This window comes from Plantibacter sp. MMLR14_011, from assembly GCF_001865025.1.
Taxonomy (GTDB): Bacteria; Actinomycetota; Actinomycetes; order Actinomycetales; family Microbacteriaceae; genus Plantibacter; species Plantibacter flavus_A.
Window position 1 is genome coordinate 47783 of the sequence record NZ_MJGW01000061.1, and the last position, 24241, is coordinate 72023.

The window sequence follows — 24241 nt, forward strand, 5'->3', positions numbered from 1 at the left end:
GGGAACGACATGGCGACCGTCATCCAGTACCAGGAGCTCGGCTCGGCCGACGTCCTCGACCTCGTCGAGGTGCCGACGCCTGAGGCGGGCCCCGGCGAACTCGTCGTCGAGGTGCGAGCCGCGGGCGTGAACCCGATCGACTGGAAGCTCCGCAGCGGCCTCCGCGGCGGCGAGCTGCAGGGCACCCGACGCGTCGGGAGCGACGGCGCCGGCGTCGTCGTCGAGGTCGGCGACGGGGTCGACGGCTGGTCGATCGGCGACGAGGTCGTCGTCGTCAACGCCTCCGGGACGTATGCGACCCACGTCGTCGTCACACCCGACCAGATCATCCGCAAACCGGCTGCCATCTCCTTCGAGGAGGCGGCGGCGATCGGCATCCCCGTGAGCACGGCCTATCAAGCACTTCGCTCGCTCGGCGTGACCGAGGGGACGACCCTCCTGATCCACGGTGGGTCGGGCTCGGTGGGGCACGCCGCCGTGCAGTTCGCCGTGGCTTGGGGAGCGACCGTCGTCGCCACCGCGAGCGAAGGGAACCACGCACGTCTGCGGGAGCTGGGGGCGATCCCCGTCACCTACGGTCCCGGGCTCGTGGAGCGCGTGCGCGAGGCCGCTCCGCAGGGTGTCGACCGTGTGCTCGACGCCGTCGGCACCGACGAGGCGCTCGAGGCCTCGTTCGAGCTGGTCGAGGACCGTCAGCACATCGGCACGATCGTCGTCGGCGCGAAGGCGGCCGACCTCGGGATCCAGGCGTGGTCCGGCGGAAACCCGCTCCCGCTCACGGAGCAGGAGCAGGCCTGGCGGGCGGAGGCGATCCCGGCGGTCGCGTCCCTCGTCGAGCAGGGACGGTTCAGCTTCGAACTCGGCACCGTCCGGCCCCTCGCCGAGGCCGCCGAGGCGCACCGCGAGAGCGAGTCGGGTCACCCGAGCGGGAAACTCATCCTGGTCCCCTGAGCACCCTTCGACAGGCTCAGGGACCGGAGTGACTTGAGCGGGAGTGCCCTTCGACAGGCTCAGGGACCGGGGAGCTACTCCGGGCCCTCGCCGAAGCTGTCGCCGACGGGCGCGCGGTCGGCGAGGTCGTCCTGGTCGTCGAGGTCTTCGACGGCATCCTCGGTGTCCGCGTCGTCGAGTCCGGCGTCGCCGACGATGTCGTCACCACCGACGCCGTCACCGGCGTTGCTCAGACCGCCGTCGCCGGGGGCCGCGTCGTCGGCCGAGCGGTCGACCGCACCGCCGTCGGGAACGACACCGCCGACCGAGCTGTCGGTCTGGTCCTCGCCGGGCACGTGTGCCTGGGCACCTGGGCCGCCGTGGGCGAGGGCTTCACGTTGGGCGTCTGCTGCTGCTGGATCCATGGGATTGCTCATGACGGCAGCGTAGAGCGGACGCCGCATCGCCGCGGGGGCTTGGCTCCGGGTCGCCGGACGCTTATCCTCCGCGCTCCCCGCCGGACCGGACGCGGTGTCGACGGCGCGGTCGGGTGCCCTTCGACAGGCTCAGGGACCGGCGCGGGCTCACGGACCGAGTCGGCTCAGGGATCGGGGCCGGGACAGGCTCAGGGACCGGGGTGGGTCAGCGTCCGGTGTGCTGCGCGATGATCGCCTTGATGCGGTCGACGTCGGCCGGCACGATCTCGAATCGCTGTTCGAGACCCTCGATGCCCTCGAACGCCTCGGGACGCTCCGGCTCCTCGCCGAGCGCCTCGCGGACGATCTCGGCGAACTTCGCCGGCAGCGCGGTCTCGAGCACGAGCATCGGGACGCCCTCGCGCAGGTGGCGACGGGCGACCGTGACGCCGTCGGCGGTGTGCGGGTCGATCGTGACGCCGTAACGCTCGTGCACGTCGCGGATGGTGGCGACGCGGTCGGCGTGGGTGCTGCGGCCAGAGACGAAGCCGAACTCGCTGATCCGCTCGAACTCGGGCGTCCCGGAGAGGTCGAACCCGCCCTCCTCGTCGAGGGACCGGAACAGCTCACCGAGGCGGGTTGCGTCCTGACCGACGAGGTCGTAGAGGAAACGCTCGAAGTTGGACGCCTTCGAGATGTCCATGCTCGGACTCGACGTGTGGTGCGTCTCGGCCGCCGAGCGCGGGCGGTACACGCCCGTTCGGAAGAACTCGTCGAGGACGTCGTTCTCGTTCGTCGCGACGACGAGCTGGTCGATCGGCAGCCCCATCGAGCGGGCGATGTGCCCGGCGCAGACGTTGCCGAAGTTCCCGGACGGCACCGAGAACGACACCTTCTGGCCCGGACCGTCGGTCGCGAGGAGCCAGCCGTGCACGTAGTACACGACCTGCGCGACGACGCGGGCCCAGTTGATCGAGTTGACCGTACCGACGGCGTGGAGCGCCTTGAACGGAGCGTCCTTCGAGACGGCCTTCACGATGTCCTGGCAGTCGTCGAAGTTGCCCTCGACGGCGAGGTTCACGATGTTGTCGTCCTGGAGGCTGAACATCTGCGCGCGCTGGAAGCTGCTCATGCGGCCATGCGGGCTCAGCATGACGACGCGGATCCCCGTCTTGCCGCGCATGGCGTGCTCGGCCGCGCTCCCGGTGTCGCCGGAGGTCGCGCCGAGGATGTTGAGCTCGTCGCCGCTCTTCGCGAGTGTGTACTCGAAGAGGTTGCCGAGCAGCTGCATCGCCATGTCCTTGAAGGCGAGCGTCGGGCCGTTCGAGAGGCCGAGGAGTTGCAGCTCGGTGCCGCCCTCCTCACCGAGGGAGCGCAGCGGGGTGATGAGCGAGGCGTCGTCGCCGGCGCGGCCGTTCGAGTACACCTCGGCGGTGTAGGTGCGACGGGTGATGTCCTGGAGGTCGGCTGCGGGGATGTCGTCGGCGAACTTCGACAGCACGGCGAACGCGAGGTCGGCATAGGACAGCTCGCGCCACGACTCGAGCTCCTCAGCGGTCAGCTGCGGGTACTCGGCCGGGAGGTACAGGCCGCCGTCCGGGGCGAGCCCGCCGAGGAGGATGTCCGAGAAGTGCTGGGGCAGATCGTGGCCCCGCGTCGACTGATAGTGCATGACCGTCTCTCTCATCCGGTTGGAAGCCCGATCTCCAACCTTGCCATATCGGGGGTCGACGCGCAGAGGCCCGCCGGCATCGTGACCGGCCGCTACGCGCGGGCGAGTTCCTTGCGGATCGCGGCGACGAACGCGTCGATGTCGTCCTCGGTGGTGTCGAACGAGCACATCCAGCGGACCTCGCCCTTCGCCGCGTCCCAGTCGTAGAAGCGGAAGCGTTCCCGCAAGCGGTCGGGGACGCCCGCGGGAAGGGTCGCGAACACGGCGTTGGCCTGGGTCGGCTGGCTGAAGCCGAGTCCCGGTGCCTCGCCGGCCGCGATGAGCGCTTCGAGGGAGCTGCGGAGGCGCGCGGCCATCGCGTTGGCGTGGGTCGCGGAGCGGAGCCAGAGCCCGTCGCCACCGTCGGCCGCCGGCTCGAGCAGGGCGATGAGCTGCGCCGCACCGAAGCGCATCTTCGACGCCAGCTGCATGTTGAGCTTCCGGAGGTAGACGAGGCCCTCCGATGCCGACGGTTCGAGGACGACGATGGCCTCGCCGAACATGAGTCCGTTCTTCGTCCCGCCGAAGGACAGCACGTCGACGCCGGCATCGGCGGTGAACGCGCGCAGCGGGACGCCGAGGGCTGCTGCGGCGTTGGCGATGCGGGCTCCGTCGAGGTGCAGCTTCATGCCGTGACCGTGCGCGTGGTCGGCGATCGCGCGGATCTCCTCGGGCGTGTACAGGGTGCCGAGCTCGGTGGTCTGCGTGATCGAGACGACGAGCGGCTGTGCACGGTGCTCGTCGCCCCAGCCCCACGCCTCGCGGTCGATGAGGTCGGGCGTGAGCTTGCCGTCGGGGGCGTCGACCGTCAGGAGCTTGATGCCACCGACCCGCTCCGGCGCGCCGCCCTCGTCGGAGTTGATGTGCGCGGTCGACGCCGAGATGACGGCACCCCAGCGCGGGAGCATGGACTGCAGGCCGACGACGTTCGCGCCGGTGCCGTTGAAGACGGGGAACACGGCGACGTCGCGGCCGAAGTGATCAGCGAAGACCTCGTGCAGCCGACGGGTGTAGTCGTCCTCGCCGTAGGCGATCTGGTGGCCGCCGTTGGCCGCCGCGAGGGCGTCGAGGATCTCGGGGTGGACGCCGGAGTAGTTGTCGGAGGCGAAGCCGCGGATGCTGGTGTCATGCAGAGAATCGGTCACTGATCCATCCTCGCGCATGCCACACGCAGCTTCCGTGCATCGCGGGCCGACTTCCTGCGCGTCCGACCCGGTGTCGTCGGTCTCCCCACCTCAGGAGTGTCTCGGCGTGGCGGCCGGTGCGCGCGGCCGACACGCCGGGACACTCCTGAGTTAGGGGACTGGGAAACGAGGTCAGTCGGCGGCGTGACGCGGGCCGTCGGAGGAGGGGACGCTCTCCTCGGGCACGGCGTCGATCGCGGCGTCGATGTCGGCGTGCGCACCGGGCTCCGGCTCCGCGTCCGGGGTCTCCTGCGCCAGCGCGTGCTCGTAGGCGAGCGCGTGCACGGCGATCGAGGAGGCGACGGCGGCCTGCTGCTCGTCCTCGGCGGAGGGCTGAGCCGGCTGCTCGGCCGCGAGCGCGGCGGCCTGTTCGGGCGTCAGCCGGGCGTCCTGGTCCTCCTCGTCCTCATCGACGAGGTCGAGCACGATGGGGTCGTCGCCGTAGATGTCGCCCGCCGGGTCGCCCGCGAGCGGGGCCGGCGCGGGGAGGCGCTGCTCGGCGTCGAGGAACTGCTTGGCCTCGAAGGCACCCGGGTTGAAGACCTCGTCGATCCCGCCGAGCCCGCTCATGCCTTGAGCGCTTCCGACAGTTTGACCCGGCCGCCCATCTTGAGCAGCGAGTTCTCGTAGATCCGCGAGCCGACGAGGATGACGAGCGCCGCCGTGATCGCGAGGATCAGCAGGGACAGGATCGGCTCCCACCACTGCGCCGAGCCGACGAAGAGACGGACGGGCATGCCCACGGCTGCCGAGAACGGCACGTAGGACATGATCGTCATCACCACCGGGTTGTCGTTGAAGAAGATGACGGCGAAGTACGGGATCATGATCAGCATCGTAATCGGGGTCGTCGTCGAACCGATGTCCTCTTGACGTGAGACCAGGGAGCCGGCGGCGGCGAAGAGTGCGGCCAGCAGGATGAAGCCGAGCACGAAGAACACCACGAACCAGACGACCGGGGTCCCGAGGCCTCCGAGCAGCTCCGTCTGGCCCGTCACCGTCAGCCCGATCACCGACAGCGCAGCGATCGCCAGGATCTGCCCGAACGCCAGGATGCTGTTGCCGAGCACCTTGCCGGCGAGGAGCGCCTTCACGGGGATGGCGGACATGAGGATCTCGACGACGCGGGTCTGCTTCTCCTCGACGACGCTCTGCGCGATCGACGCCCCGAAGGTGGTGGCGGAGACGAAGAACACGAGACCGAACCCGAGCGACACGATGTACAGCAGGAAGCCGGCGGAGCCGTCGGCGTCGGGATCGAGGATGGTGACCTGCGGCTGCGCGCTCAGCTGCATGATGAGCGTGTTGGAGGCCTCGGAGTCGAAGATGACCTGGACGCCGGTGGGGTTGTCGTCGGTGGCCGGTGCGATCGCCGCCTCGACGTCGCCCGACTTCACGAGGGCTTCAGCGGCGGCGACGTCGGCCGCCTCGGTCACGTCGAAGGTCTTGCCGTCGACCAGTCCCGCACCCGCGTTCCCCACGACCGCGACCTTCGTGGTCTCCGAGGCGGTGTTCTTCGCGAGGAACCCGCCGACGACGATGCCGGCGAGGATCACGAGGAGGAGGATGCCCGTCGAGATGAGGAACGTCTTGCTGCGCAGGCGCATCCTGACCTCGCGCTCGGCGACGAGACCGATGCTCTGCACGAGGCTGGGGGAGGCCGGGCCGGAGCGACGACGACCGGCGGGCTGGATCGGGGACTCGGTTGCCGTGGTCACTGGATGACCTCCTTGAAGATCTGGGCGAGGGTGGGTCGGAGGGGGGCGAAGCTCGTGACGTCGCCCTGGGTCAGCGCCTCACGGAGCACGGCCTGCGCCGCCTGGGCGTCGTCGGCGTCGAAGAGGGCGTAGCCGCCGTCGAAGTCGACGACGGAGATCCCCGGGCGCTCACGCAGCCACCCGGTGTCTGCCGCGGTGAGCAGCTCGTAGCGGTTGCCGGCATGGGCTTCGCGGAGTGACTCGCGCGAGCCGGAGGCGCGGATCCTGCCACCGGCGATGATCACGAGGTCGTCGCAGAGGCGCTCAACGATGTCGAGCTGGTGACTGGAGAACAGGACGGGGGAGCCGTCTGCGGCGAACTCGCTGAGCACACCGACGACCACGTCGACCGCCATCGGGTCGAGGCCGGAGAACGGCTCGTCGAGGACGAGGACGTCGGGGTGGTGGACGAGCGCCGCGGCGATCTGCGCCCGCTGCTGGTTGCCGAGCGACAGGCTCTCGAGGGCGTCGTTGCGGCGCTCGCCGAGGCCGAGGCGCTCGAGCAGTTCGCCGGCGTTGCGCTTGGCGGCGTGGGTCGTGAACCCGTGGAGACGGGCCAGGTAGACGAGCTGTTCCTCGACCCGCATCTTCGGGTACAGGCCGCGCTCCTCCGGCATGTAGCCGAACCGGCGGCGGTCCTCCGGGGTGAGCGGGGTGCCGTCGAGCGTGACGGTTCCTGCGTTCGCGGCGAGGACACCGAGCAGGATGCGCATCGTCGTCGTCTTGCCGGCGCCGTTCCCGCCGACGAACCCCGTCATGCGGCCGGGGGCGACCTGGAAGCTGACGTCGTCGAGCACCTTCCGCTCGCCGTACGACTTGTCGATGTGGCTGAGTTCGAGCATCGGCCGCCTCCTGTGATCTGCGTGCTGGACCGAGTGTCCTGCGTCGGGTTCTCCCGGTATGGCGATCACGCTACGCGGCGCAGTGTGCCACCGGCATCCGCCGCAGGACGGGTTGACGCGACGACGCCCGGTCCCCTTCTCCGTCGAGTGGGGGATACCGGGCGTCGTGGACCAGCCGAGCGCTGGATCAGGCGGGGCGGGACTCCGGGGAGACCGTCTTCGAGGGGTCGGTCTCGGCGACGGAGCCGATGGCCTCGTCGATGCGGGCGATGACCGCGTCGTCGAGCTTCACACCGGCCGCGGCGGCGTTCGCGGTGACCTGCTCGGGACGCGAGGCCCCGACGATCGCACCGGCGATGTTGTCGTTGTGCAGCACCCAGGCGAGCGCCAGCTGCGCCATGGTGAGGTCGAGCTCGTCGGCGATGGGCTTCAGCTGCTGGACGGCCGTGAGCACCTCGTCGTCGAGGAAGCGCTTGATGGTGTCGGCGCCGCCCTTCTCGTCGGTGGCCCGGCTGCCCTGCGGGAGCTCTGCACCCGGCAGGTACTTGCCGCTGAGGACGCCCTGCGCCACCGGCGACCAGACGATCTGGGAGATGCCGAGTTCGCGCGAGGTGGGGACGACCTTCTCCTCGATGACCCGCCACAGCATCGAGTACTGCGGCTGGTTCGAGATGAGCTGGAAGCCCAGCTCCTTGGACAGGGCGTGGCCGGCGCGCAGCTGCTCGGCGTTCCACTCGCTCACACCGATGTAGAGCGCCTTGCCCGCCCGGACGACGTCGGCGAAGGCCTGCATCGTCTCCTCGAGCGGCGTCTCGCTGTCGTAGCGGTGGGCCTGGTAGAGGTCGACGTAGTCGGTGCCGAGACGCGTGAGCGAACCGTCGATCGACTCCATGATGTGCTTGCGCGACAGCCCGACGTCGTTGTGCCCCTTCGGGCCGGTGGGCCAGTAGACCTTCGTGAAGATCTCCAGGCTCGCGCGTCGTTCGTCCTTGAGGGCGTCGCCGAGCACCTGCTCCGCCGCCGTGTTGGCGTAGGCGTCGGCCGTGTCGAAGGTGGTGATGCCGGCGTCGAGGGCGGCGCGAACGCTCGCCGTGGCGACGTCGTTCTCCACCTGCGAGGCGTGGGTCAGCCAGTTGCCGAAGATGATCTCTGAGATCTTGAGTCCGCTGTTGCCGAGGTATCGAAATTCCATGCTCGTCACGCTACTCCTCGCATCCGACCGACCGACGGGGTTGCGCGGAGACGGAGCGAACCCTCAGCTGCGCGGTGACGCCAGCCCGTGCTCGTAGGTGTAGATGACCGCCTGGATACGATCGCGGAGGGCGAGCTTCTGCAGCACCTTCGAGACGTGCGACTTCACGGTCGCCTCGCCGACGAAGAGCGTGGTCGCGATCTCCTGGTTGGACAGGCCCTGGGCGACCAACTGCAGGACCTCGCGCTCGCGCTCCGTCAGCTGGTCGTAGTCGGCGCCGGTCGTCGGCCCGGCCGGGGCGGTGTGATCCTCCACGGCGTCCTCGACGGCGGGGGGCTGCCGGGTGAACCCCTCGATGACCCGGCGGGTGACCGCCGGCGAGAGGAGCGCTTCCCCGCCCGCGATCACCGAAACCGCTGCGACGAGTTCCTCCGGCGAGGAGTTCTTCAGAAGGAACCCGCTCGCACCGGCCCGGAGCGCCTCGGCCAGGTAGTCGTCGCGGTCGAAGGTGGTGAGGATGAGGACCGCGGCGTGCACCTCGGGATCCGCGACGATCCGACGGGTGGCCTCGAGGCCATCCATGCCCGGCATCTGGACGTCCATGCAGATCACGTCCGGCGCGAGCGTCGTCGCGAGCGCGACGGCCTCGGCGCCGTCCGACGCCTCGCCGACGATCTCGATCCCGGGCTGTGAGCCCAGGATGATGCGGAAGCCCGCACGCAGCAGCTCCTGGTCGTCGACGAGGAGGATACGGGTGGGCTGCTCGGTCATGCCTGGTCCTTCGTGGTGGCGGTCTGGGGTCGTCCTGCGGCGGCGGAGGCGAAGCGGGCGTCGGCGATGGACGCGGCGACGGGCTCCATCGCCTGGTCGCCCGACCGGCCGAGCGGGATGGCGGCCCGCACGAGGAAGCCGCCGCGGGCGCGTGCCCCGACCTCGAGGACGCCGCCCGACGACGCCACGCGCTCCCGCATCCCGATGAGCCCGAGCCCACCGCGGCGGGCCACCGTCGGGACGGTCCCCGTGTTCGTGACCTCGAGCTCGACCGCGTCGTCCAGATAGCGGAGCCTGAGTTCGGCCGTCGCCGTGGTGCCACCGTACTTGCGGGCGTTCGTGAGCGCCTCCTGCGCGATCCGGTACAGGTTGAACGAGACGACGGCCGGGATCGCGACCGGTGTGCCCACGAGTTCGAACCTCGTCGGCAGCCCGTTCGCCGTCGACTCGTCGGCGAGCCGGCCCAGCTGGCCGACGCCGACGGTCGACGGGCTGCTCTCCTCGTCGGTCGGTTCGCTGTGCGCGCGGAGGGTGCCGAGCATCTTGCGCAGCTCGTCGATCGCGCTCCGTGCGCCGAGCTCGACGTTCGTGAGTGCATCCCGCGCGGCCGCCGGGTCGGCATCGAGCACGGTGCGCGCGGCTCCGGCCTGGACCCCCATCACCGAGACGTGGTGGGCGACGACGTCGTGCAGCTCGCGCGCGATCCGCACCCGCTCGAGGGCGACCGCCTGCCGGGCGGAACGGGCGCGCTCCGCCTCGAGCTCGGCCGTGCGCTGCTCGAGCGCCGCCCGCTCCCGGGAGGACTGGTACACGCGCTCGCCGAAGAAGTACGCGGCCCCGAAGTAGAGGATGTTCGTCAGGATCTGGATGAGGATGAACGCCACGAGGGGTGAGAAGAGCCCCACCCGGGAGAGGCTGGGCAGCGCGTCGGGGTCGGTCGCCTGGATGAACATGGAGACGAGCAGCCAGACGAACATGGCGACGATGATGAGCACGCGGACGAGTGCGGCGCGACGTCGGTTCGGGACCCATGCACCGACCGTGTAGATCGCGAGGAACAGGGCGATGTTCGTGAAGAGGACCTCGGGTACGAGCGCCGTGCCGCCCACGATGAACATGACGGCGACGACGATCGAGACGGAGCACGGGAAGCGGCGACGGAACGCGAGCGGCGCGGTGATGCCGATCGCCCAGAGGACGGACGCCCACATCGGTGCGGGCTCGGGGTAGAACCCGGCGATCGTGTACAGCGTCAGGCTGAGGAGGGTGCCGACGCCGAGGGCGATGGCGAGGATGACGTCCGATCGCTGTTCCGACGGCGTCGCGGCAGGACGTCGCCACTCGGCGTCGTAGGGGTCGACCGGGCGGTCCTCCTGCTGGTCGACGGCGGGCTCGCTCATGCCGTCCACGCTAGCGCGACGCCCCGCCGAGGACATCCGTCGAGCGACGGAGGGCGCCGCTCCGGGCTCGAACAAGAGCCCGGAGCGGCACTCGGGAGAGTGCTGCTCCGGGCTCCTCCGCGGCACGGTCGGGTCAGGCCGCGGATCGCCCCGTGATCCCGGCGGTCGACGTGATGACGTCCGCCATCTTCTTGCCGAGCGCCTCGTAGAACATCGACAGGGGGAACTCGTCGTCGAGGACCGCGTCGGTGAGTCCACGCGGCGGTCCGCTGAGGATCTCGTCGGACAATCCACGCGCCCACTGCGACGCGGGGTGCGGCGTCAGCGTCGTCCGGACGAGCTCGTACGCGGCGAGCCAGTGCGCGGTCTTCGGACGGTCGATCGATCGCCAGTACAGCTCGTCGATGCTCTCGCCGAGCCGCACGACCACGTCGGGGACCTCGTCCCAGTCGATCGTGAGCCTCGTGTCGGTCCAGTGCAGCACGCCGTGCTGGTGCATCCACGCGAACAGCAGCTGGCCGCCGACGCCGTCGTAGTTCCGGACGCGCGAGCCGGTGATGGCGAACCGGAAGATGCGATCGAAGATGATCGCGTACTGGACGAGCTTCGCGTGCTCGAGGATCGCCGCGTCCGCCGCGTCGAGCGTCTCGGTCTCCGCGCGGGTCGTCAGCGTGCGCTCCAGCCGGACCGACTCGCGGAACGCCGTGAGGTCGCAGCGCAGCTCCTCGAGCGAGTACAGGAAGAACGGCATCCGCTGCTTGATCATGAACGGGTCGAACGGGAGGTCACCGCGCATGTGCGTGCGGTCGTGGATGAGGTCCCACATGACGAAGGTCTCCTCGGCCAGCTGCTGGTCGTCCAGGAGGGACGCGGCGTCGGCGGGGAGGTCGAGCTTGGTGATCTCGGCCGCGGCTCGGACGACCCGACGGTACCGGGCCGCCTCGCGGTCCTGGAAGATCGCGCCCCAGGTGAACGCCGGGATCGCGCGCATCGCGACCGTTTCGGGGAAGAGGACCGCGGAGTTCGTGTCGTACCCCGGCGTGAAGTCGAGGAAGCGGATCGGCACGAAGAGCGCGTTCGTGTAGTCGCCGGCCTCGAGCGCGGCGATGAACTCGGGCCAGATGACCTCGACGAGCACGGCCTCGATGTGGCGGTCGGTCGAACCGTTCTGCGTGACCATCGGGAACACGACGAGGTGTGCCAGGCCGTCCACGCGGTGCCGCTCGGGGTGGAAGGCGACGAGCGAGTCGAGGAAGTCCGGGACGCCGAAGCCGTCGCGCTCCCAGCGGTCGAAGTCGGCGACGAGGGCGTCGAGGTACTCGGCGTCGTGCGGGAAGTTCGGAGCGAGGGTGCGGACACTCGCGACGATCGTGGCGACGTGCCCTGCCGCCGACTCGTGGTCGCCCGCCTCGGGGATCGAGCCGTCCTTCACCTGGACGGCCTGCAGCGCGGTCGCGGCGGCCTTGAGGTCCGTCCAGGCCGGGTGCCCGACGAGTGCGGCGGCGTCTTCGACGACCTCCGGCTCTCCGACGATGCTCTTCGTGTGGGTGGTGGCGACGTTCGACATGGTGAACCTCCTTCCGCGTGCGCAGGCGTCGCCCGGGGTGGGTGACGATTCCTTCGAGCGTAGGGGCGGAGGGGGTGCGGATTTCTTGCGTCAGGAGCGACTTCGCTGCAACATTCGGCCGTTCACGCCGGGGAACTGCACGGCCGACCGCGGCGGACCGCTATCCCCAGCGGCGCTTGATCCAGCGGTCGAGGACACCGACGAGCGCATCGGTGATCGCGCCGAGCAGCGCGAGCACGATGATGACGAAGAAGATGCGGTCGACCCGGCCGTTGTTCTGCGAGTCCACCAGGCGGAATCCGAGTCCCATGGACGAGGCGATGAGCTCCGCCGCCACGAGGAACAGCCACGACTGCGCGAGCGCGAGTCGGAGGCCGGAGACGACCGAGGGCGTCACGGCGGGCAGCTGCACCGTCCGGAACAACGCGACACCGTTCAGGCCGAAGGCGCGGCCGGCCTCGACCAGGTGCTTGTCCACGTGGCGGAGGGCGGCGGAGACCGTCGTGTACACCGGGAAGAACGCGCCGATCGCGATGAGCGTGATCTTCGACTCCTCACCGATCTTCAACCAGAGGATGAGCAGCGGGACCCACGCGAGCGACGGGACGGCGCGTATTGCCGCGAAGGTCGTCGACAGCAGGATGTCGCCGAGGCGCGAGAGCCCCACGACCGCGCCGAGGACGAGACCGAGGACGGCTCCGATGAGGAAGCCGATGAGGACCCGCTGCACCGAGATGGCGACGTCCTGCTGCAGCCAGCCGCGCTGCGCGAGGTCCACGCCGGCCGCCCAGACCTCGGCGGGTGCCGGGAGTTGCGAGGCCGGCACGAGGCCGAGCGCGGTGACGAGCTGCCAGGCTCCGAGGATGACGACGGGGACGAGGAAGCCGCCGAGGACGACGACGATCCTGCGGGACCCGAGGACCGCGCGTGCTTCGCGGCCGGACTGGGTCGCCTGGGCACCCGCGGCTACGGTGGTGCCGAGACCGGCGAACTCGGTCATGCTTTCCTCTCGGGACGGTTCAGGGGCCGGACTACTTCGCGCCGATGGCGGACGGGTCCGCGTCGTCCACGAAGCTCGGGTTGAAGAGGTCGGCCAGGGCGTCGTCGACCTTGTCCTGCGACGACACGTCGCCGGACTCCACGAAGATCGGGCCGATGATCGACAGGACCTGCTCCTGCGCCTCGCCCGGGGCCGGGTCGACGTCGAGGTTCGAGCGCTCCGTGATCACCTTCGTCGCCACGGCGAGGTCGAGGCCCGCGGCGTCTGCGAGGATCTGCGCCGTCTCGTCGGGGTTCGACGCGGCCCATTCACGAGCGTGCTCGTAGGCGTTCACGACGGTCTGCGCGACGTCCGGACGCTCGTCGATGAAGGACTCGGTCGCGGCCAGGATGCCGTAGCTGTTGAAGTCGACGTTGCGGTAGATGAGCTTCGCGCCCGCCTCCTCGGCGCCGGCCATGATCGGGTCGAGACCGGCCCAGGCGTCGACGGAGCCGTTCTGCAGGGCCGCCCAGCCGTCGGCGTGCTGGAGGTTCTCGATCGTGACGTCGGAGGCGGACAGGCCGGCCTCCTCCAGCGCCTGCAGGAGGAAGAAGTAGGGATCGGTGCCCTTCGTCGCGGCGACCTTCTTGCCCTTGAGCTCGGCGACGTCGGTGATCGTCGAACCCTGGCCGACGACGATCGCCGACCACTCGGGCTGCGAGAAGACGTCGATCGCCTGGATGGCCGACCCGTTCGCCCGGTTCAGGAGCGCGGCGGAACCGGCGGTGGACCCGACGTCGATCGCGTCGGCCCGCAGTGCCTCGTTGGCCTTGTTGGAGCCGGCCGACTGGACCCAGTTGACGGTGATGTCCTGGTCGTCGAGGGCGTCCTCGAGCCAGCCCTGGTCCTTGATGATGAGGGAGAGCGGGTTGTAGGTCGCGAAGTCGATGTTGAGCGTGCCGCCCTCGGTGGTGCCGGCGGTGCTGTCGCCGCCGGCTGCAGGAGCGTTCTCGCCCGCCACGCAGCCGCTGAGGAGGAGTGCTGCGGCGGCGGTCGCGGCGACGAGGGCCGCGCGCCCGGCGCGGGAGATGGTGAAGCGGCGTCGTGAGGTCATGCGTTGGTCCTTGCTGTGGATCGGTGCGGGATGACGGCGGAGATGGTGGGTGGCTCAGTACGGGAAGTGCGGGATGGACGGCAGTCGTTGGTCGCCGCGGGCGAGACCGTGGCGGTCGATGCCGAGTCCGTCGAGGAGACGGCCGCGAAGTTCGGCGAGCTCTGCCGACCCGCGGTCGCGCGGGCGGTCGCCGGGGACGGTCACGGTCTGCGCGATGGTCGAACCGGGCTGTCCCTCCTCGCGACCCAGGAGGATGACCCGGTCGGCGAGCTGGAGGGCCTCGTCGACGTCGTGCGTCACGAGCAGGATGGTCGTGGGCGCGGCGAGGTGGATGGCGAGCAGCAGGTCCTGCATCTTCAGCCGGGTGAGGGCGTCGAGGGCGCCGAACGGCTCGTCCAGGAGCAGGACGCCCGGCCGGCGAGCGAGGGCCCTGGCGAGTGAGGCGCGTTGCGCCATGCCGCCGGAGACCTCCCGCGGGCGGTGCTCGGCGAAGTCCGCGAGCCCGACGAGTTCGAGCAGCTCGGCGACGCGGGCACGTCCTTCGGCTGCGGGTGTCCGCTTGGGAAGACCGAGCGCGACGTTCGCCGCGATGGTGCGCCAGGGGAGGAGTCGAGGCTCTTGGAAACCGAAGGCCGTGCGCGGGTCGATGCCGTCGACGGGCGTGCCGTCGATGAGCACGGAGCCGGCGGACGGGTGGTCGAGACCGGCCGCGATCCGCAGCAGGGTGGACTTGCCGCAGCCGCTTGTGCCGAGGATCGCCACGACCTCACCGGCCTCGGCGGTGATCGTGACATCGCGCAGCACGGGCCGTGGGGTGTCGGCGCGTTTGCCGACGCCGCTCGCGAAGGTGCGGCCGACCCCGGCGAACGCGACCGTGGAGGCACGATCCGCCGAGCCGACGGGGACGGCGTCGCGGGTGACCGGCGAGCTCGCGGCGAGCGGGCTTGGGGCGGCGTTCGTCATGGGTCTCGGGCTCCAGGGGTGGGGTGCCCGCCATGCTACGCGAGGGTGACGGGTCACTCCCGGTCGCCGAAACAGAGCGTCACATTGGCGTCCGCCGGTGACATCCGGAGGGCTCCGGTGTTATGCGTCCACTACCAGCTGCCGACCTGCGTGAGGGCGACGTCGAGGATGGCGACGGCCTCCTCCCGGTTGACCCGGGCGAGCAGCAGCGCGCTGACCGACAACGAGGTGAGCTGCCGGGCGGCCGCGGCGAGTTCGTCCGCGTCCGCCTCGGGACGGGCGAGGGCGAGGGCGTCCGAGACCGCGGTGGTGAGCTCGGCCCGGTAGCCGTCGACGACCTCGCGCAGTGCATCGTCGTGGGCCGCGAGGCCGGCCGCACTGTTGAGGAGGAGGCAACCGCGGCGGGGGGAGTCGTCGGGCAGCGTCGCGATGACGGTCTGCACGCCCGAGAAGTAGGTGGTGAGCCCGGCTCTGCCGTCCGTCGCACGCGCGAGCACCGAGAGGCGCGGTCGGATGACGGTGTCGAGGTAGTCCTGCACGGCGGCGTCGAACAGTCCGCGCTTGCTGTCGAAGGCGTGGTACAGGCTCGACCGCCGCAGACCGGTGGCCGCTTCGAGGTCGGCGAGCGAGGTCGCCTCGTACCCGCGGTCCCAGAAGACGTCCCGCGCCGCCTGGACGACGGCGACGGTGTCGAACTCCTGCGTGCGTCCCATGGGTGCCTCCTCCTGGCTCGGCCGGACCTCCGGACGGCGGCTTGTGTACCGAGCGTTCTACTATTATAGTAGACCCATCGGTACAGAATGTCGCTCCGCCCGGACGACTCGACACCGATCTCCCGGAAGGCCCGTCCCATGCTCGTCGTCAGTCTCGTCCTCGTCGGCATCGCCGCCCTCCTGCACGTCTACATCTTCGTGCTCGAGTCGCTGCGCTGGACCGAGCCGGCCACCCGCAAGACCTTCGGCACCTCGGAGCTCGAGGCCGAGACCACCCGAGGGATGGCGTACAACCAGGGCTTCTACAACCTGTTCCTCGCGATCGGCGCGATCGTCGGCATCGTCTTCCTGATCACCGGCTCGACCGGTATCGGCGCGGCCCTCGTCTTCGCCTCGGCCGGCTCCATGCTCCTGGCCTCGCTCGTCCTCGTCACCTCGGACCGCACGAAGGCACGCGCCGCGATCGTCCAGGGGACCACCCCGCTGCTCGGACTCGTCGCGCTCATCATCGCGCTGGTCGTCTGACACCTCCCATCCCGACGCCCCGGCGTCACCCCGTCCGCAACCCGACGACGTGCTGCGCCCACCCACCGATGCATCGAATCACCGCACCAAGGAAAGGCACCACATGAACACCCCCGCGCTCAGCACCCAGATCCAGCTCGTCTCGCGACCGGTCGGTTGGCCGACCGAGTCCGACTTCCGGACCGTCTCCGTCGAGCTCCCGGAGCTCGCGCCCGGCCAGCTCCGGGTCCAGAACCTCTTCCTCTCGGTCGACCCCTACATGCGCGGTCGTATGAACGACGCCCGCTCCTACGTCGCGCCGTACCAGCTCGGAGAGACGATGACCGGCGGAGCCATCGGCCGGGTCGTCGAGTCGGCCGCCGAGGGCTTCTCCGTCGGCGACGTCGTCCTGCACCAGTTCGGCTGGCGCGACCTCGTCCAGGAGGACGCCGGCGGGTTCCGCGTCGTCCCCGAGCTCCCCGGCGTCCCGCTGTCCGCCTACCTCGGCGTCCTCGGCATGACGGCCCTCACCGCGTACGTCGGTCTGCTCGAGGTCGCCAAGTTCCGAGAGGGCGACACGGTGTTCGTCTCCGGTGCGGCAGGTGCCGTCGGCACGATGGTCGGCCAGATCGCCCGTCTCAAGGGCGCGAAGCGCGTCATCGGTTCGGCCGGATCGGCCGAGAAGGTCGCCCTGCTGACGGAGAAGTACGGCTACGACGCGGCGTTCAACTACAAGGACGGCCCCGTCGCCGAGCAGCTCGCGGCCGCGGCACCCGACGGCATCGACGTGTACTTCGACAACGTCGGCGGCGAGCACCTCGAAGCGGCGATCGACGCCTTCAACGACGGTGGACGCGCTGCGCTCTGCGGCGTCATCTCGCAGATCAACGACACCGAGCGTGCCGAGGGCCCGCGCAACCTGTCGAACATCGTGACCCGGGGGCTCACCCTCACGGGCTTCACCGTCGGCAACTACACGCAGCACTTCCCGGCGTTCTCCGGTGAGATGGGTGCCTGGTTGCAGAACGGTGACGTCGTCTTCGACGAGACCGTCTACGAGGGCCTCGACCACACGCTCGACGCGTTCCTCGCCCTCATGCGCGGCGCCAACACCGGGAAGATGGTCGTCAAGCTCTGACGCGATCCCTCGACGCCGCCTGACACTGGCGACCGACGGCCCGCCCACCCGCTCCGGGTGGGCGGGCCGTTCGTCGTCGTCAGACCGCTGCGAGGACCCCGCCGGCCGCATCGATGCGGGCCATCGCGAGGCGTTCGGCAGCGACGAGCGTCGTGACGCCCTCCGCTGCCGCATCCCGGTAGATCGACTGCACGGTCCGCCCGATCGCCGACACCCGCTGCTCGATGGCCGCGGCATCGGCGCCCGGTTCGGACGCCATGGCGAGGTAGATCACGCCGCCGGCGTTCGCGACGAAGTCCGGCGCCCAGAGGATGCCGCGCTCCTCGAGGGTCACTGCGTCGGCGCGGGTGGCGAGCTGGTTGTTCGCCGCCCCGACCACGGCGCGACACCGCAGCTGGCCGATCACCCGGGCGTTCAGGGCGCCGCCGACACCGCACGGCACGAAGAGGTCCGTCTCGACGAGGTGCTCGTCGCCCGGTTCGATCCAGCTGGCGCCGATCTCCTCGGCGAGGGCGCGCTTGCGTGGGTCGACGTCGGTGACGATGAGGCGTGCCCCCTCGGCCGCGAGGCGCCGGGCGAGTCGGCCGCCGACCTGGCCGAGTCCGGAGACCGTCGCCCGGTGGCCCGCGACGAGCGGTGTGCCGAAGACCGTCTCGAGCGTCGCGGTGATGGCCGCGTACACGCCGGCCGCCGTCGCCTCGCTCGGTTCGCCGACACCTCCGCGGTCCGCCGGCAGCCCGCTGACGTGGTCGGTCCGCTCGGCGACGACGGCCATGTCGTCGGCGGTCGTGCCGACGTCCTCCGCGGTGCGGTAGCTGCCGCCGAGTGCTTCGACCGCGTCGCCGAGGTCGAGCATCGCGTCGCGGCGCTCCGCGGGGTCGAGGGTCGTGCCGACGGGCAGGTGGATGACGGACTTGCCGCCGCCGTGTGCGAGACCGGCGGCCGCGTTCTTCATCGTCATCCCCGCGGCGAGGCGGAGGGAGTCGTCGACGGCCTCGAGCCAGGACCCGTACCGCCAGAGTCGCGCGCCGCCGAGGGCCGGTCCCAGGGCGGTGGAGTGCAGGGCGACGCTGATGGTCAGCCCGGAGCGCGGGCCGCGGCTGATGGAGAGGCGTTCGTGGGGGAGGGTGGTGCTGTGCATCGCGTCGCTGGACGCGACCGGGTCGAATGACGTCATCGTCGGATCTCCTCGTGGGTGATTGGTGCGGGCTCCTGGTGGGAGCGGATCGCGGGGCGATGGTGGTGCCCGGCTCTCCTCCCCAGATTCTCCACGCCGACCGCCCGCTCCACAACTGCCGGCTCGACCGGGCCGGCAGGCGGGCTGCGCCTAGGCTGGACGGCATGGGTGGAGTGCTGACGGGGTTCGCGATCATCGGCACCGTCATCCTCGTCGGCTACCTCGCCGGGCGTCTCGAGGTCGGGGGCCCGACGACCGGGCACGTGCTCAACCGGGTGGCGTTCTTCGTCACCAACCCGGCGCTGCTGTTCACCGTGCTCGCCACGGCCGACCTGCACGAGGTGTTCAGCAGTTTCATCTGGGTCGCCCTCGCGAGTGCCCTGTCGGCCGCTGCACTCTTCGTGCTGCTGAACGCCGTGTGGCTGCGCAAGGACCTCTCCGTCGCGACGATCGGCGCACTCGGCTCGGGTTACGTCAACGCCAACAACATCGGCATCCCGGTGGCGGTCTACGTCCTCGGTGAGGCCGGCTACGTCGCCCCGGTCATCCTGCTGCAGCTGCTCGTCTTCGCTCCGATCGCCCTCACCATCCTCGATGTCAGACAGCGCGGCTCCGTCTCCTTCCTCGGTGTCGTGACGCAACCCTTCCGCAATCCGATGATCGTCGCGTCGATCGTCGGCGTCGTGCTCAACCTGTTCGGCGTCCGACTGCCCGAGCCGGTCATGGCCCCGTTCGAACTCCTCGGGGGCGCGGCGGTGCCGCTCATCCTGATGGCGTTCGGGATGTCGCTGCACGGCATGCGGCCGTTGCAGGCCGGCAGCGGACGTCGGGAGATCTTCGTGGCGACCGCGATCAAATCGGTCGTGATGCCCGGGTTCGCCTACCTCATCGCCCACTTCGGGTTCGGGCTGAGTGGCACGCCGTTGTTCGCCTCGGTCGTCCTCGCCGCCCTCCCGGCGGCCCAGAACGTCTACAACTTCGCCAGCCGCTACGAGCAGGGCGTCACGCTCGCCCGCGACACCGTCCTGCTGACGACGATCCTCTCCGTACCGGTCCTCGTCGTCGTCGCAGCCCTGCTCGCCTGACCTCCGGAACCGGTCCATCCGGAACAGCTCTGTCCTCCGAAGAATGGACAGCGATGGCCGGAAAAGTCGAACGTTCGCGACTACTCTTGGGCGGGCGCGACTGAGATATACCACCGTCCAGTCCGGTGGAGCACCACCGGACACGACTCGATGGGACGACATGACCGAAGGCACGAACCCACGACACGTACGCTCCGGAGACTGGGCCGAATCCCGCGAGACCGTCGGCGACGAGATGCTCGCCGTGCAGGACTTCTCCGGTGAGGAGGAGGGATACCACAAGACCCTCAAGCCGCGGCAGATCCAGATGATCGCGATCGGCGGCGCGATCGGCACGGGGCTCTTCCTCGGTGCGGGCGGGCGTCTGAACAGCTCCGGCCCGGCGCTCATCCTCGTGTACGCGCTCTGCGGGTTCTTCGCGTTCCTCATCCTCCGCGCTCTGGGCGAACTCGTCCTCCACCGTCCGTCTTCGGGCTCGTTCATCTCCTACGCGCGTGAGTTCTACGGCGAGAAGATGGCGTTCGGCGCGGGGTGGTTGTACTTCCTCAACTGGGCGATGACCTCGATCGTCGACGTCACCGCGGCCGCGCTCTACATCAAGACCTTCGGCAAGCTGTTCGGTTGGAAGGAACTCGAGGACTTCCCGCAGTGGGTCTTCGCACTCGGTGCCCTCGTCATCGTGCTGGCGCTCAACCTCGTCTCCGTCAAGCTGTTCGGGGAGATGGAGTTCTGGTTCGCGCTCATCAAGGTGTCGGCGCTCGTGATCTTCCTCATCGTCGGCGTCTGCTTCATCGTCTTCGGCGGACGTACCGACATCGGCGCCGTCGGATTCTCGGTCATCGGCGACAACGGCGGGCTGTTCCCGGTCGGGGCCTTCGCCCCGATGATCGCGATCTCCGGTGTGGTCTTCGCTTACGCAGCCATCGAGCTCGTAGGTACGGCTGCCGGTGAGACGGCGGAGCCGAAGAAGATCATGCCGAAGGCCGTCAACACGGTCATCTTCCGCATCGCGATCTTCTACGTCGGCTCGGTGCTGCTGCTGTCGCTCCTGCTGCCGTACACGGCCTACGAGGCCGGCGAGAGCCCGTTCGTCACCTTCTTCTCGCACATCGGGTCGGAGCAGGCCGGGGCGATCTCGGCATCGGTCATGAACTTCGTGGTCCTCACCGCGGCGCTGTCGAGCCTCAACGCCGGTCTGTACTCGACGGGCCGCATCCTCCGCTCGATGGCCGTCAACGGCTCGGCTCCCGCCTTCACCGGCAAGATGAGCAAGAACGGCGTCCCCTTCGGCGGCATCCTGCTCACGGCGGCACTCACCCTGCTGGGTGTCGGCCTCAACGCGCTCGTCCCGTCGAAGGCATTCGAGATCGTGCTCGAGATCTCGGCGATCGGCATCATCGGCGGGTGGGCGACGATCATCCTCTGCCAGATCCAGCTGCAGCGCTGGGCCAAGCAGGGCAAGGTCGAGCGGCCGTCGTTCCGCCTGTTCGGGGCGCCGTTCACGTCGTATCTGACCTTGGCGTTCCTCGCCTTCGTCCTCGTGACCATGGGCTTCTCGGAGACCGGCCGCTGGGTCCTCGCCTCCCTCGTCGTCCTCATCCCGCTGCTCATCGTCGGGTGGTTCGCCGCCAAGCCGCGGATCCTCGCCGCTGCGGCCGCACGCGAGGGGCACACGGGCACCTGGCCGGTGGTCGCGGAGCGTCCCGCCATCGATGCGAACAAGCGGAAGCGCGGGGGCGCACCTCGCTCATAGGGCGAGCGGAGACGGCGGCGAGTCAGTGCTTCGTGGTGAATCGCTAAGCGATAGTGATCACTTCGGGTCGGTTTCGAGCATTCCCTTGCACCTCGGGTGTCGGTTCAGCAGGATGTGGGCAACCTCTTCCGTGCACCACCGGACCCCGCTGGAGTTCCCGTGACCCGTCGTCTCCGTCTCGTCGCCGTGCTCGCCGCGTGCGGCATCGTCGTCGCCACACCGCTGAGCGCTGCGGCGCAAGCACCTGCCCCGACCCCGGCCGACACGGTCGCCTACGAGCCGAGCGACGCGATCATCGCGAATCCCGAGCGCGGCTTCGACCACACGAACAACACGCACTACTACCCCGAGGGGACCGAGGGCGGGCCGGGGTACACGCCGCTCGACGTCGCCACCCTGGCGGCCTACCGCGAGGAGGGCATCACCGAACTCGTCCGCGTCTTCTACATGGAACGATTCGTGGCCGAGCCGACCCTCGACCCGGCCTGGCTCGCGCTCGTTCAGGCGGACTTCGACGCGGCTCGCACCGCCGGCATCTCGATCATCCCCCGCTTCGCGTACCTGGCGGGCGGTGACTGGCCCTATACACCGCCCTACGGCGACGCACCGCTCGACATCGTGCTCACCCACATCGAGCAGCTCACACCGATCTTCCAGGACAACGCCGACGTCATCTCGGTCGTGCAGGCCGGCTTCGTCGGCCTCTGGGGCGAGGGCTACTACACGGACCACTTCGCCGCGGACCCGGCGAACCCCGGTGTCCTCACGGACGAGGACTGGGCGAAGCGTCGCGCAGTCGTCGAGGCGCTCCTCGAGGCGGTTCCCGCCGACCGCTCCATCCAGGTGCGGACCATGAACATGAAGCAGAACATCCTCGGGGTGCCGTCCGGAACCGCCGGGGCCATCACCGAGGCGCAGGCGTTCGACGGCAGCGCCATCTCGCGCATCGGCCACCACAACGACTGCTTCCTCGCGGCGCCCGACGACTGGGGCACGTACCTGTCCGACCCGATCTCGCTCGATCAGGACTACCTCGCACAGGAGGGCGACTGGGTGCCGGTGGGCGGTGAGACCTGCAACGTGAACCCGCCGCGGTCGGAGTGGGCGACGGCCTCGACCGAGATGGAACGCTACAACTTCAGCTACCTCAACTGGGACTACCTGCAGGACGTCCTGCAGTCCTGGGGCCAGGAGAACCTCGACACCACCGCGAAGCGACTCGGCTACCGCTTCGTGATGACCGAGAGTTCGGTCGTGGACGGCACGCTCTCGCTGACGGTCCGGAACGACGGGTGGGCGGCTCCGTACAACAGCCGGCCCGCCTACCTGGTCCTGTCGAACGCCGAGCGCACGGTGCTCGTCCCGTTCGGCTCGGACGCCCGCACCTGGGGCGCGGGGGAGACCGTCACGCTCCAGGCGTCACTCGCCGACGTCCCGGCCGGTCGTTACGACACCGCGCTGTCGCTGCCCGCCACGCACGAGTCGGTCGCGACGAATCCGCTCTACGCCGTCCAGACGGCGAACGTCGGCACCTGGGACGCGGAGACCGGTGTGAACAGCCTGCAGCGTCAGGTGACCGTCGGTGCCGACGGCGTCGTCATGGCCGAACCGGTGGCCGGTGCTGCGGCCAGGCTGCCCGACACGGGCGTCTCGTCGCTCGCTCCCGCATGGCTGGGTGGTGGCGCGATCGCCCTCGGTGCCCTCGCGCTGGTCCTCTCCCGCCGCCGGGTCTCCTCGCCCGCGTCCTGATCGGGGGACGTTCACAACTCCTGCTCGATCGGGGCGGCTACCGCCTCCGGTCTCGGACAGGGCCGCCGAGGCATGACCTGCAGGAGTTGTGAACACGGTTCGGACGGTCGGGCGGTCGAGCGCCGGACGGTTGGGTGAGGCGGGGCCAGCGGGTGCCTGTCCGCGGGCGAGGCCGTCTGCCGTGTTCACAACTCCTGCTGAGTGCTCGTTCTTGGCGCCTGGGGTCCCAGCTGAGCGCTGGCGTGCTCCGACAGCAGGAGTTGTGGGCGGTGCGGAGCGGTGTCAGCCGAAGATCATCGGCGAGTCGTCGTCCTCTTCCTCGGAGAGGGTGAAGTCGAGGTCGACGACGACGGGAACGTGGTCGCTCGGGCTGTCACCCTTGCGCTCGTTGCGGTGGATCGACGCCTCGACGACGTGGTCCGCGAAGGCCTGCGAGCCGTAGATGAAGTCGATCCGGAGGCCCTCGTTCCGTGGGAACCGGAGCTGCTTGTAGTCCCAGAAGGTGTAGCCCTCGGGGACGAACGGGCGGACGGTGTCCTGGAGTCCCGCGTCGACGAAGGCGGCGAGAGCGGCGCGCTCCGGCGCGGAGATGTGAGTCGAGCCCGGGCCGAAGCTCGGGTCGCCGACGTCGGAGTCGAGCGGCGCGACGTTCCAATCACCCATGAGTGCGAGTGGCAGCTCGGGGTTCTCGGCGAGCCAGGAGCGGGTGTCGGCTTCGAGCGCGGCGAGCCAACGGAGCTTGTAGTCGTAGTGCGGGTCGCCGACCGCGCGGCCGTTCGGGACGTACAGGCTCCACAGGCGGACGCCGTCGACCGTCGCGCCGATGGCTCGCGCTTCGAGCGGCAGGCCGTCGGCGTCGAAGCCGGGACCGTCGAGCGCGAGGCTCGCCGGCGGCTTGCCGAAGCCGGGCATGTCGGGGAAGCCGATCTGCACGTCCTCCATCGGGAGGCGGCTGGCGATGCCGACGCCGTTCCACTGGCTGAGCCCGTGCAGCTCCACCTGGTAGCCGGCCTTCGTGAAGGCCTCCATCGGGAACTGCTCGGGCTTGCACTTGAGCTCCTGCATGGCGAGGACGTCGACGTCTTCTCGGACGAGCCAGTCGACCACGCGGCCGACGCGGGTACGGATCGAGTTGACGTTCCAGGTGGCGATGCGCATGCCCCAACGCTATCGGTTTCCTTTCTCAGGAGACCTCCGGCGTGTCGCCCCGAGTGAGGCTCGCCACGCCGAAGCGGTCCTGAGAACGGGCCGGTTCGGTGGAACCGACGGGTGGGGGATTGAGCGGAGGTTCCCAGG

22 protein-coding genes are annotated in these 24241 nt (G+C 69.8%); 6 read left to right on the forward strand and 16 right to left on the reverse strand.

Annotation, left to right across the window (positions count from 1 at the left end):
* Positions 1-9 precede the first annotated feature (9 nt).
* Entirely contained in the window at positions 10-951 is a 942-nt protein-coding gene (locus BIU99_RS16180) for an NADP-dependent oxidoreductase (protein ID WP_071262217.1), read from the forward strand.
* A 74-nt stretch (positions 952-1025) separates the two neighbouring features.
* On the opposite strand, the gene BIU99_RS16185 is transcribed toward BIU99_RS16180, so the two are convergent.
* The 14 genes from BIU99_RS16185 to BIU99_RS16250 form a co-directional block, all read right to left on the reverse strand.
* Positions 1026-1367, reverse strand: coding sequence for a hypothetical protein (locus tag BIU99_RS16185; protein WP_139205484.1), 342 nt, complete (start codon positions 1365-1367; stop codon positions 1026-1028).
* 205 nt (positions 1368-1572) lie between these two features.
* The gene (thrC, locus tag BIU99_RS16190) at positions 1573-3018 is read right to left on the reverse strand and encodes a threonine synthase (protein WP_071262270.1); all 1446 of its coding nucleotides are present in this window, start codon (positions 3016-3018) and stop codon (positions 1573-1575) included.
* 92 nt (positions 3019-3110) lie between these two features.
* Positions 3111-4220, reverse strand: a complete 1110-nt coding sequence (locus tag BIU99_RS16195; protein WP_175484424.1) for a low specificity L-threonine aldolase — start codon at positions 4218-4220, stop codon at positions 3111-3113.
* Positions 4221-4373: 153 nt separating this feature from the next.
* Positions 4374-4811: a hypothetical protein gene (locus BIU99_RS16200; protein ID WP_064295521.1), complete on the reverse strand. Its 438-nt coding sequence runs from the start codon at positions 4809-4811 to the stop codon at positions 4374-4376.
* A complete protein-coding gene (locus BIU99_RS16205; RefSeq protein WP_240555667.1) occupies positions 4808-5959 on the reverse strand; it encodes an ABC transporter permease in 1152 nt (383 codons plus the stop codon). The genes BIU99_RS16200 and BIU99_RS16205 overlap by 4 nt, the downstream gene beginning before the upstream one ends.
* On the reverse strand, positions 5956-6840 hold the full coding sequence (locus tag BIU99_RS16210; RefSeq protein ID WP_064295522.1) for an ABC transporter ATP-binding protein: 885 nt from the start codon (positions 6838-6840) through the stop codon (positions 5956-5958). The genes BIU99_RS16205 and BIU99_RS16210 overlap by 4 nt, the downstream gene beginning before the upstream one ends.
* 187 nt (positions 6841-7027) lie before the next feature.
* Positions 7028-8032, reverse strand: a complete 1005-nt coding sequence (locus BIU99_RS16215; RefSeq protein ID WP_071262218.1) for an aldo/keto reductase family protein — start codon at positions 8030-8032, stop codon at positions 7028-7030.
* Positions 8033-8095: 63 nt separating this feature from the next.
* Positions 8096-8803 (reverse strand): response regulator transcription factor, encoded by a 708-nt coding sequence (locus tag BIU99_RS16220; protein WP_071262219.1) that lies wholly within the window; start codon positions 8801-8803, stop codon positions 8096-8098.
* Positions 8800-10203 carry a sensor histidine kinase gene (locus BIU99_RS16225; RefSeq protein ID WP_083397436.1) on the reverse strand — a complete coding sequence of 468 codons (1404 nt, stop codon included), beginning with the start codon at positions 10201-10203 and terminating at the stop codon, positions 8800-8802. The genes BIU99_RS16220 and BIU99_RS16225 overlap by 4 nt, the downstream gene beginning before the upstream one ends.
* 133 nt (positions 10204-10336) lie before the next feature.
* A complete protein-coding gene (locus BIU99_RS16230; RefSeq protein ID WP_071262220.1) occupies positions 10337-11770 on the reverse strand; it encodes a DUF6421 family protein in 1434 nt (477 codons plus the stop codon).
* Between the two features lie 160 nt (positions 11771-11930).
* Positions 11931-12770, reverse strand: coding sequence for an ABC transporter permease (locus tag BIU99_RS16235; protein ID WP_071262222.1), 840 nt, complete (start codon positions 12768-12770; stop codon positions 11931-11933).
* 31 nt (positions 12771-12801) lie between these two features.
* Positions 12802-13863, reverse strand: coding sequence for an aliphatic sulfonate ABC transporter substrate-binding protein (locus tag BIU99_RS16240; protein ID WP_071262224.1), 1062 nt, complete (start codon positions 13861-13863; stop codon positions 12802-12804).
* Between the two features lie 54 nt (positions 13864-13917).
* Positions 13918-14826 carry an ABC transporter ATP-binding protein gene (locus BIU99_RS16245; protein ID WP_071262225.1) on the reverse strand — a complete coding sequence of 303 codons (909 nt, stop codon included), beginning with the start codon at positions 14824-14826 and terminating at the stop codon, positions 13918-13920.
* Positions 14827-14957: 131 nt separating this feature from the next.
* Entirely contained in the window at positions 14958-15539 is a 582-nt protein-coding gene (locus tag BIU99_RS16250) for a TetR/AcrR family transcriptional regulator (RefSeq protein ID WP_071262226.1), read from the reverse strand.
* 138 nt (positions 15540-15677) lie between these two features.
* Between BIU99_RS16250 and BIU99_RS16255 the strand changes: the two genes are divergently transcribed.
* Positions 15678-16064: a DUF1304 domain-containing protein gene (locus BIU99_RS16255; RefSeq protein ID WP_071262273.1), complete on the forward strand. Its 387-nt coding sequence runs from the start codon at positions 15678-15680 to the stop codon at positions 16062-16064.
* Between the two features lie 103 nt (positions 16065-16167).
* On the forward strand, positions 16168-17181 hold the full coding sequence (locus BIU99_RS16260; protein WP_071262227.1) for an NADP-dependent oxidoreductase: 1014 nt from the start codon (positions 16168-16170) through the stop codon (positions 17179-17181).
* A gap of 79 nt (positions 17182-17260) precedes the next feature.
* On the opposite strand, the gene BIU99_RS16265 is transcribed toward BIU99_RS16260, so the two are convergent.
* The gene (locus BIU99_RS16265; RefSeq protein WP_083397430.1) at positions 17261-18358 is read right to left on the reverse strand and encodes a Glu/Leu/Phe/Val dehydrogenase family protein; all 1098 of its coding nucleotides are present in this window, start codon (positions 18356-18358) and stop codon (positions 17261-17263) included.
* A 164-nt stretch (positions 18359-18522) separates the two neighbouring features.
* On the opposite strand from BIU99_RS16265, the gene BIU99_RS16270 reads away from it, so the two are divergent.
* From BIU99_RS16270 to BIU99_RS16280, 3 genes are all read left to right on the forward strand, one after another.
* Positions 18523-19443 (forward strand): AEC family transporter, encoded by a 921-nt coding sequence (locus BIU99_RS16270; protein WP_071262228.1) that lies wholly within the window; start codon positions 18523-18525, stop codon positions 19441-19443.
* Between the two features lie 160 nt (positions 19444-19603).
* Positions 19604-21196 (forward strand): amino acid permease, encoded by a 1593-nt coding sequence (locus BIU99_RS16275; protein ID WP_071262229.1) that lies wholly within the window; start codon positions 19604-19606, stop codon positions 21194-21196.
* 159 nt (positions 21197-21355) lie between these two features.
* Positions 21356-22945 (forward strand): DUF4832 domain-containing protein, encoded by a 1590-nt coding sequence (locus tag BIU99_RS16280; RefSeq protein ID WP_071262230.1) that lies wholly within the window; start codon positions 21356-21358, stop codon positions 22943-22945.
* A gap of 282 nt (positions 22946-23227) precedes the next feature.
* Here the strand turns inward: BIU99_RS16280 and BIU99_RS16285 are convergent, their stop codons facing one another.
* Positions 23228-24103 carry an exodeoxyribonuclease III gene (locus BIU99_RS16285; protein WP_071262231.1) on the reverse strand — a complete coding sequence of 292 codons (876 nt, stop codon included), beginning with the start codon at positions 24101-24103 and terminating at the stop codon, positions 23228-23230.
* Between the last annotated feature and the right edge of the window lie 138 nt (positions 24104-24241).

Coding starts and splice junctions, on each gene's coding strand:
- BIU99_RS16265 (WP_083397430.1), bottom strand. CDS start 18,358: ATGACGTCATTCGACCCGGTCGCGTCCAGCGACGCGATGCACAGCACC.
- BIU99_RS16255 (WP_071262273.1), top strand. CDS start 15,678: ATGCTCGTCGTCAGTCTCGTCCTCGTCGGCATCGCCGCCCTCCTGCAC.
- BIU99_RS16260 (WP_071262227.1), top strand. CDS start 16,168: ATGAACACCCCCGCGCTCAGCACCCAGATCCAGCTCGTCTCGCGACCG.
- BIU99_RS16240 (WP_071262224.1), bottom strand. CDS start 13,863: ATGACCTCACGACGCCGCTTCACCATCTCCCGCGCCGGGCGCGCGGCC.
- BIU99_RS16235 (WP_071262222.1), bottom strand. CDS start 12,770: ATGACCGAGTTCGCCGGTCTCGGCACCACCGTAGCCGCGGGTGCCCAG.
- BIU99_RS16220 (WP_071262219.1), bottom strand. CDS start 8,803: ATGACCGAGCAGCCCACCCGTATCCTCCTCGTCGACGACCAGGAGCTG.
- BIU99_RS16245 (WP_071262225.1), bottom strand. CDS start 14,826: ATGACGAACGCCGCCCCAAGCCCGCTCGCCGCGAGCTCGCCGGTCACC.
- BIU99_RS16230 (WP_071262220.1), bottom strand. CDS start 11,770: ATGTCGAACGTCGCCACCACCCACACGAAGAGCATCGTCGGAGAGCCG.
- BIU99_RS16285 (WP_071262231.1), bottom strand. CDS start 24,103: ATGCGCATCGCCACCTGGAACGTCAACTCGATCCGTACCCGCGTCGGC.
- BIU99_RS16215 (WP_071262218.1), bottom strand. CDS start 8,032: ATGGAATTTCGATACCTCGGCAACAGCGGACTCAAGATCTCAGAGATC.
- BIU99_RS16275 (WP_071262229.1), top strand. CDS start 19,604: ATGACCGAAGGCACGAACCCACGACACGTACGCTCCGGAGACTGGGCC.
- thrC (WP_071262270.1), bottom strand. CDS start 3,018: ATGCACTATCAGTCGACGCGGGGCCACGATCTGCCCCAGCACTTCTCG.
- BIU99_RS16225 (WP_083397436.1), bottom strand. CDS start 10,203: ATGAGCGAGCCCGCCGTCGACCAGCAGGAGGACCGCCCGGTCGACCCC.
- BIU99_RS16185 (WP_139205484.1), bottom strand. CDS start 1,367: ATGAGCAATCCCATGGATCCAGCAGCAGCAGACGCCCAACGTGAAGCC.
- BIU99_RS16180 (WP_071262217.1), top strand. CDS start 10: ATGGCGACCGTCATCCAGTACCAGGAGCTCGGCTCGGCCGACGTCCTC.
- BIU99_RS16210 (WP_064295522.1), bottom strand. CDS start 6,840: ATGCTCGAACTCAGCCACATCGACAAGTCGTACGGCGAGCGGAAGGTG.
- BIU99_RS16270 (WP_071262228.1), top strand. CDS start 18,523: ATGGGTGGAGTGCTGACGGGGTTCGCGATCATCGGCACCGTCATCCTC.
- BIU99_RS16195 (WP_175484424.1), bottom strand. CDS start 4,220: ATGCGCGAGGATGGATCAGTGACCGATTCTCTGCATGACACCAGCATC.
- BIU99_RS16250 (WP_071262226.1), bottom strand. CDS start 15,539: ATGGGACGCACGCAGGAGTTCGACACCGTCGCCGTCGTCCAGGCGGCG.
- BIU99_RS16200 (WP_064295521.1), bottom strand. CDS start 4,811: ATGAGCGGGCTCGGCGGGATCGACGAGGTCTTCAACCCGGGTGCCTTC.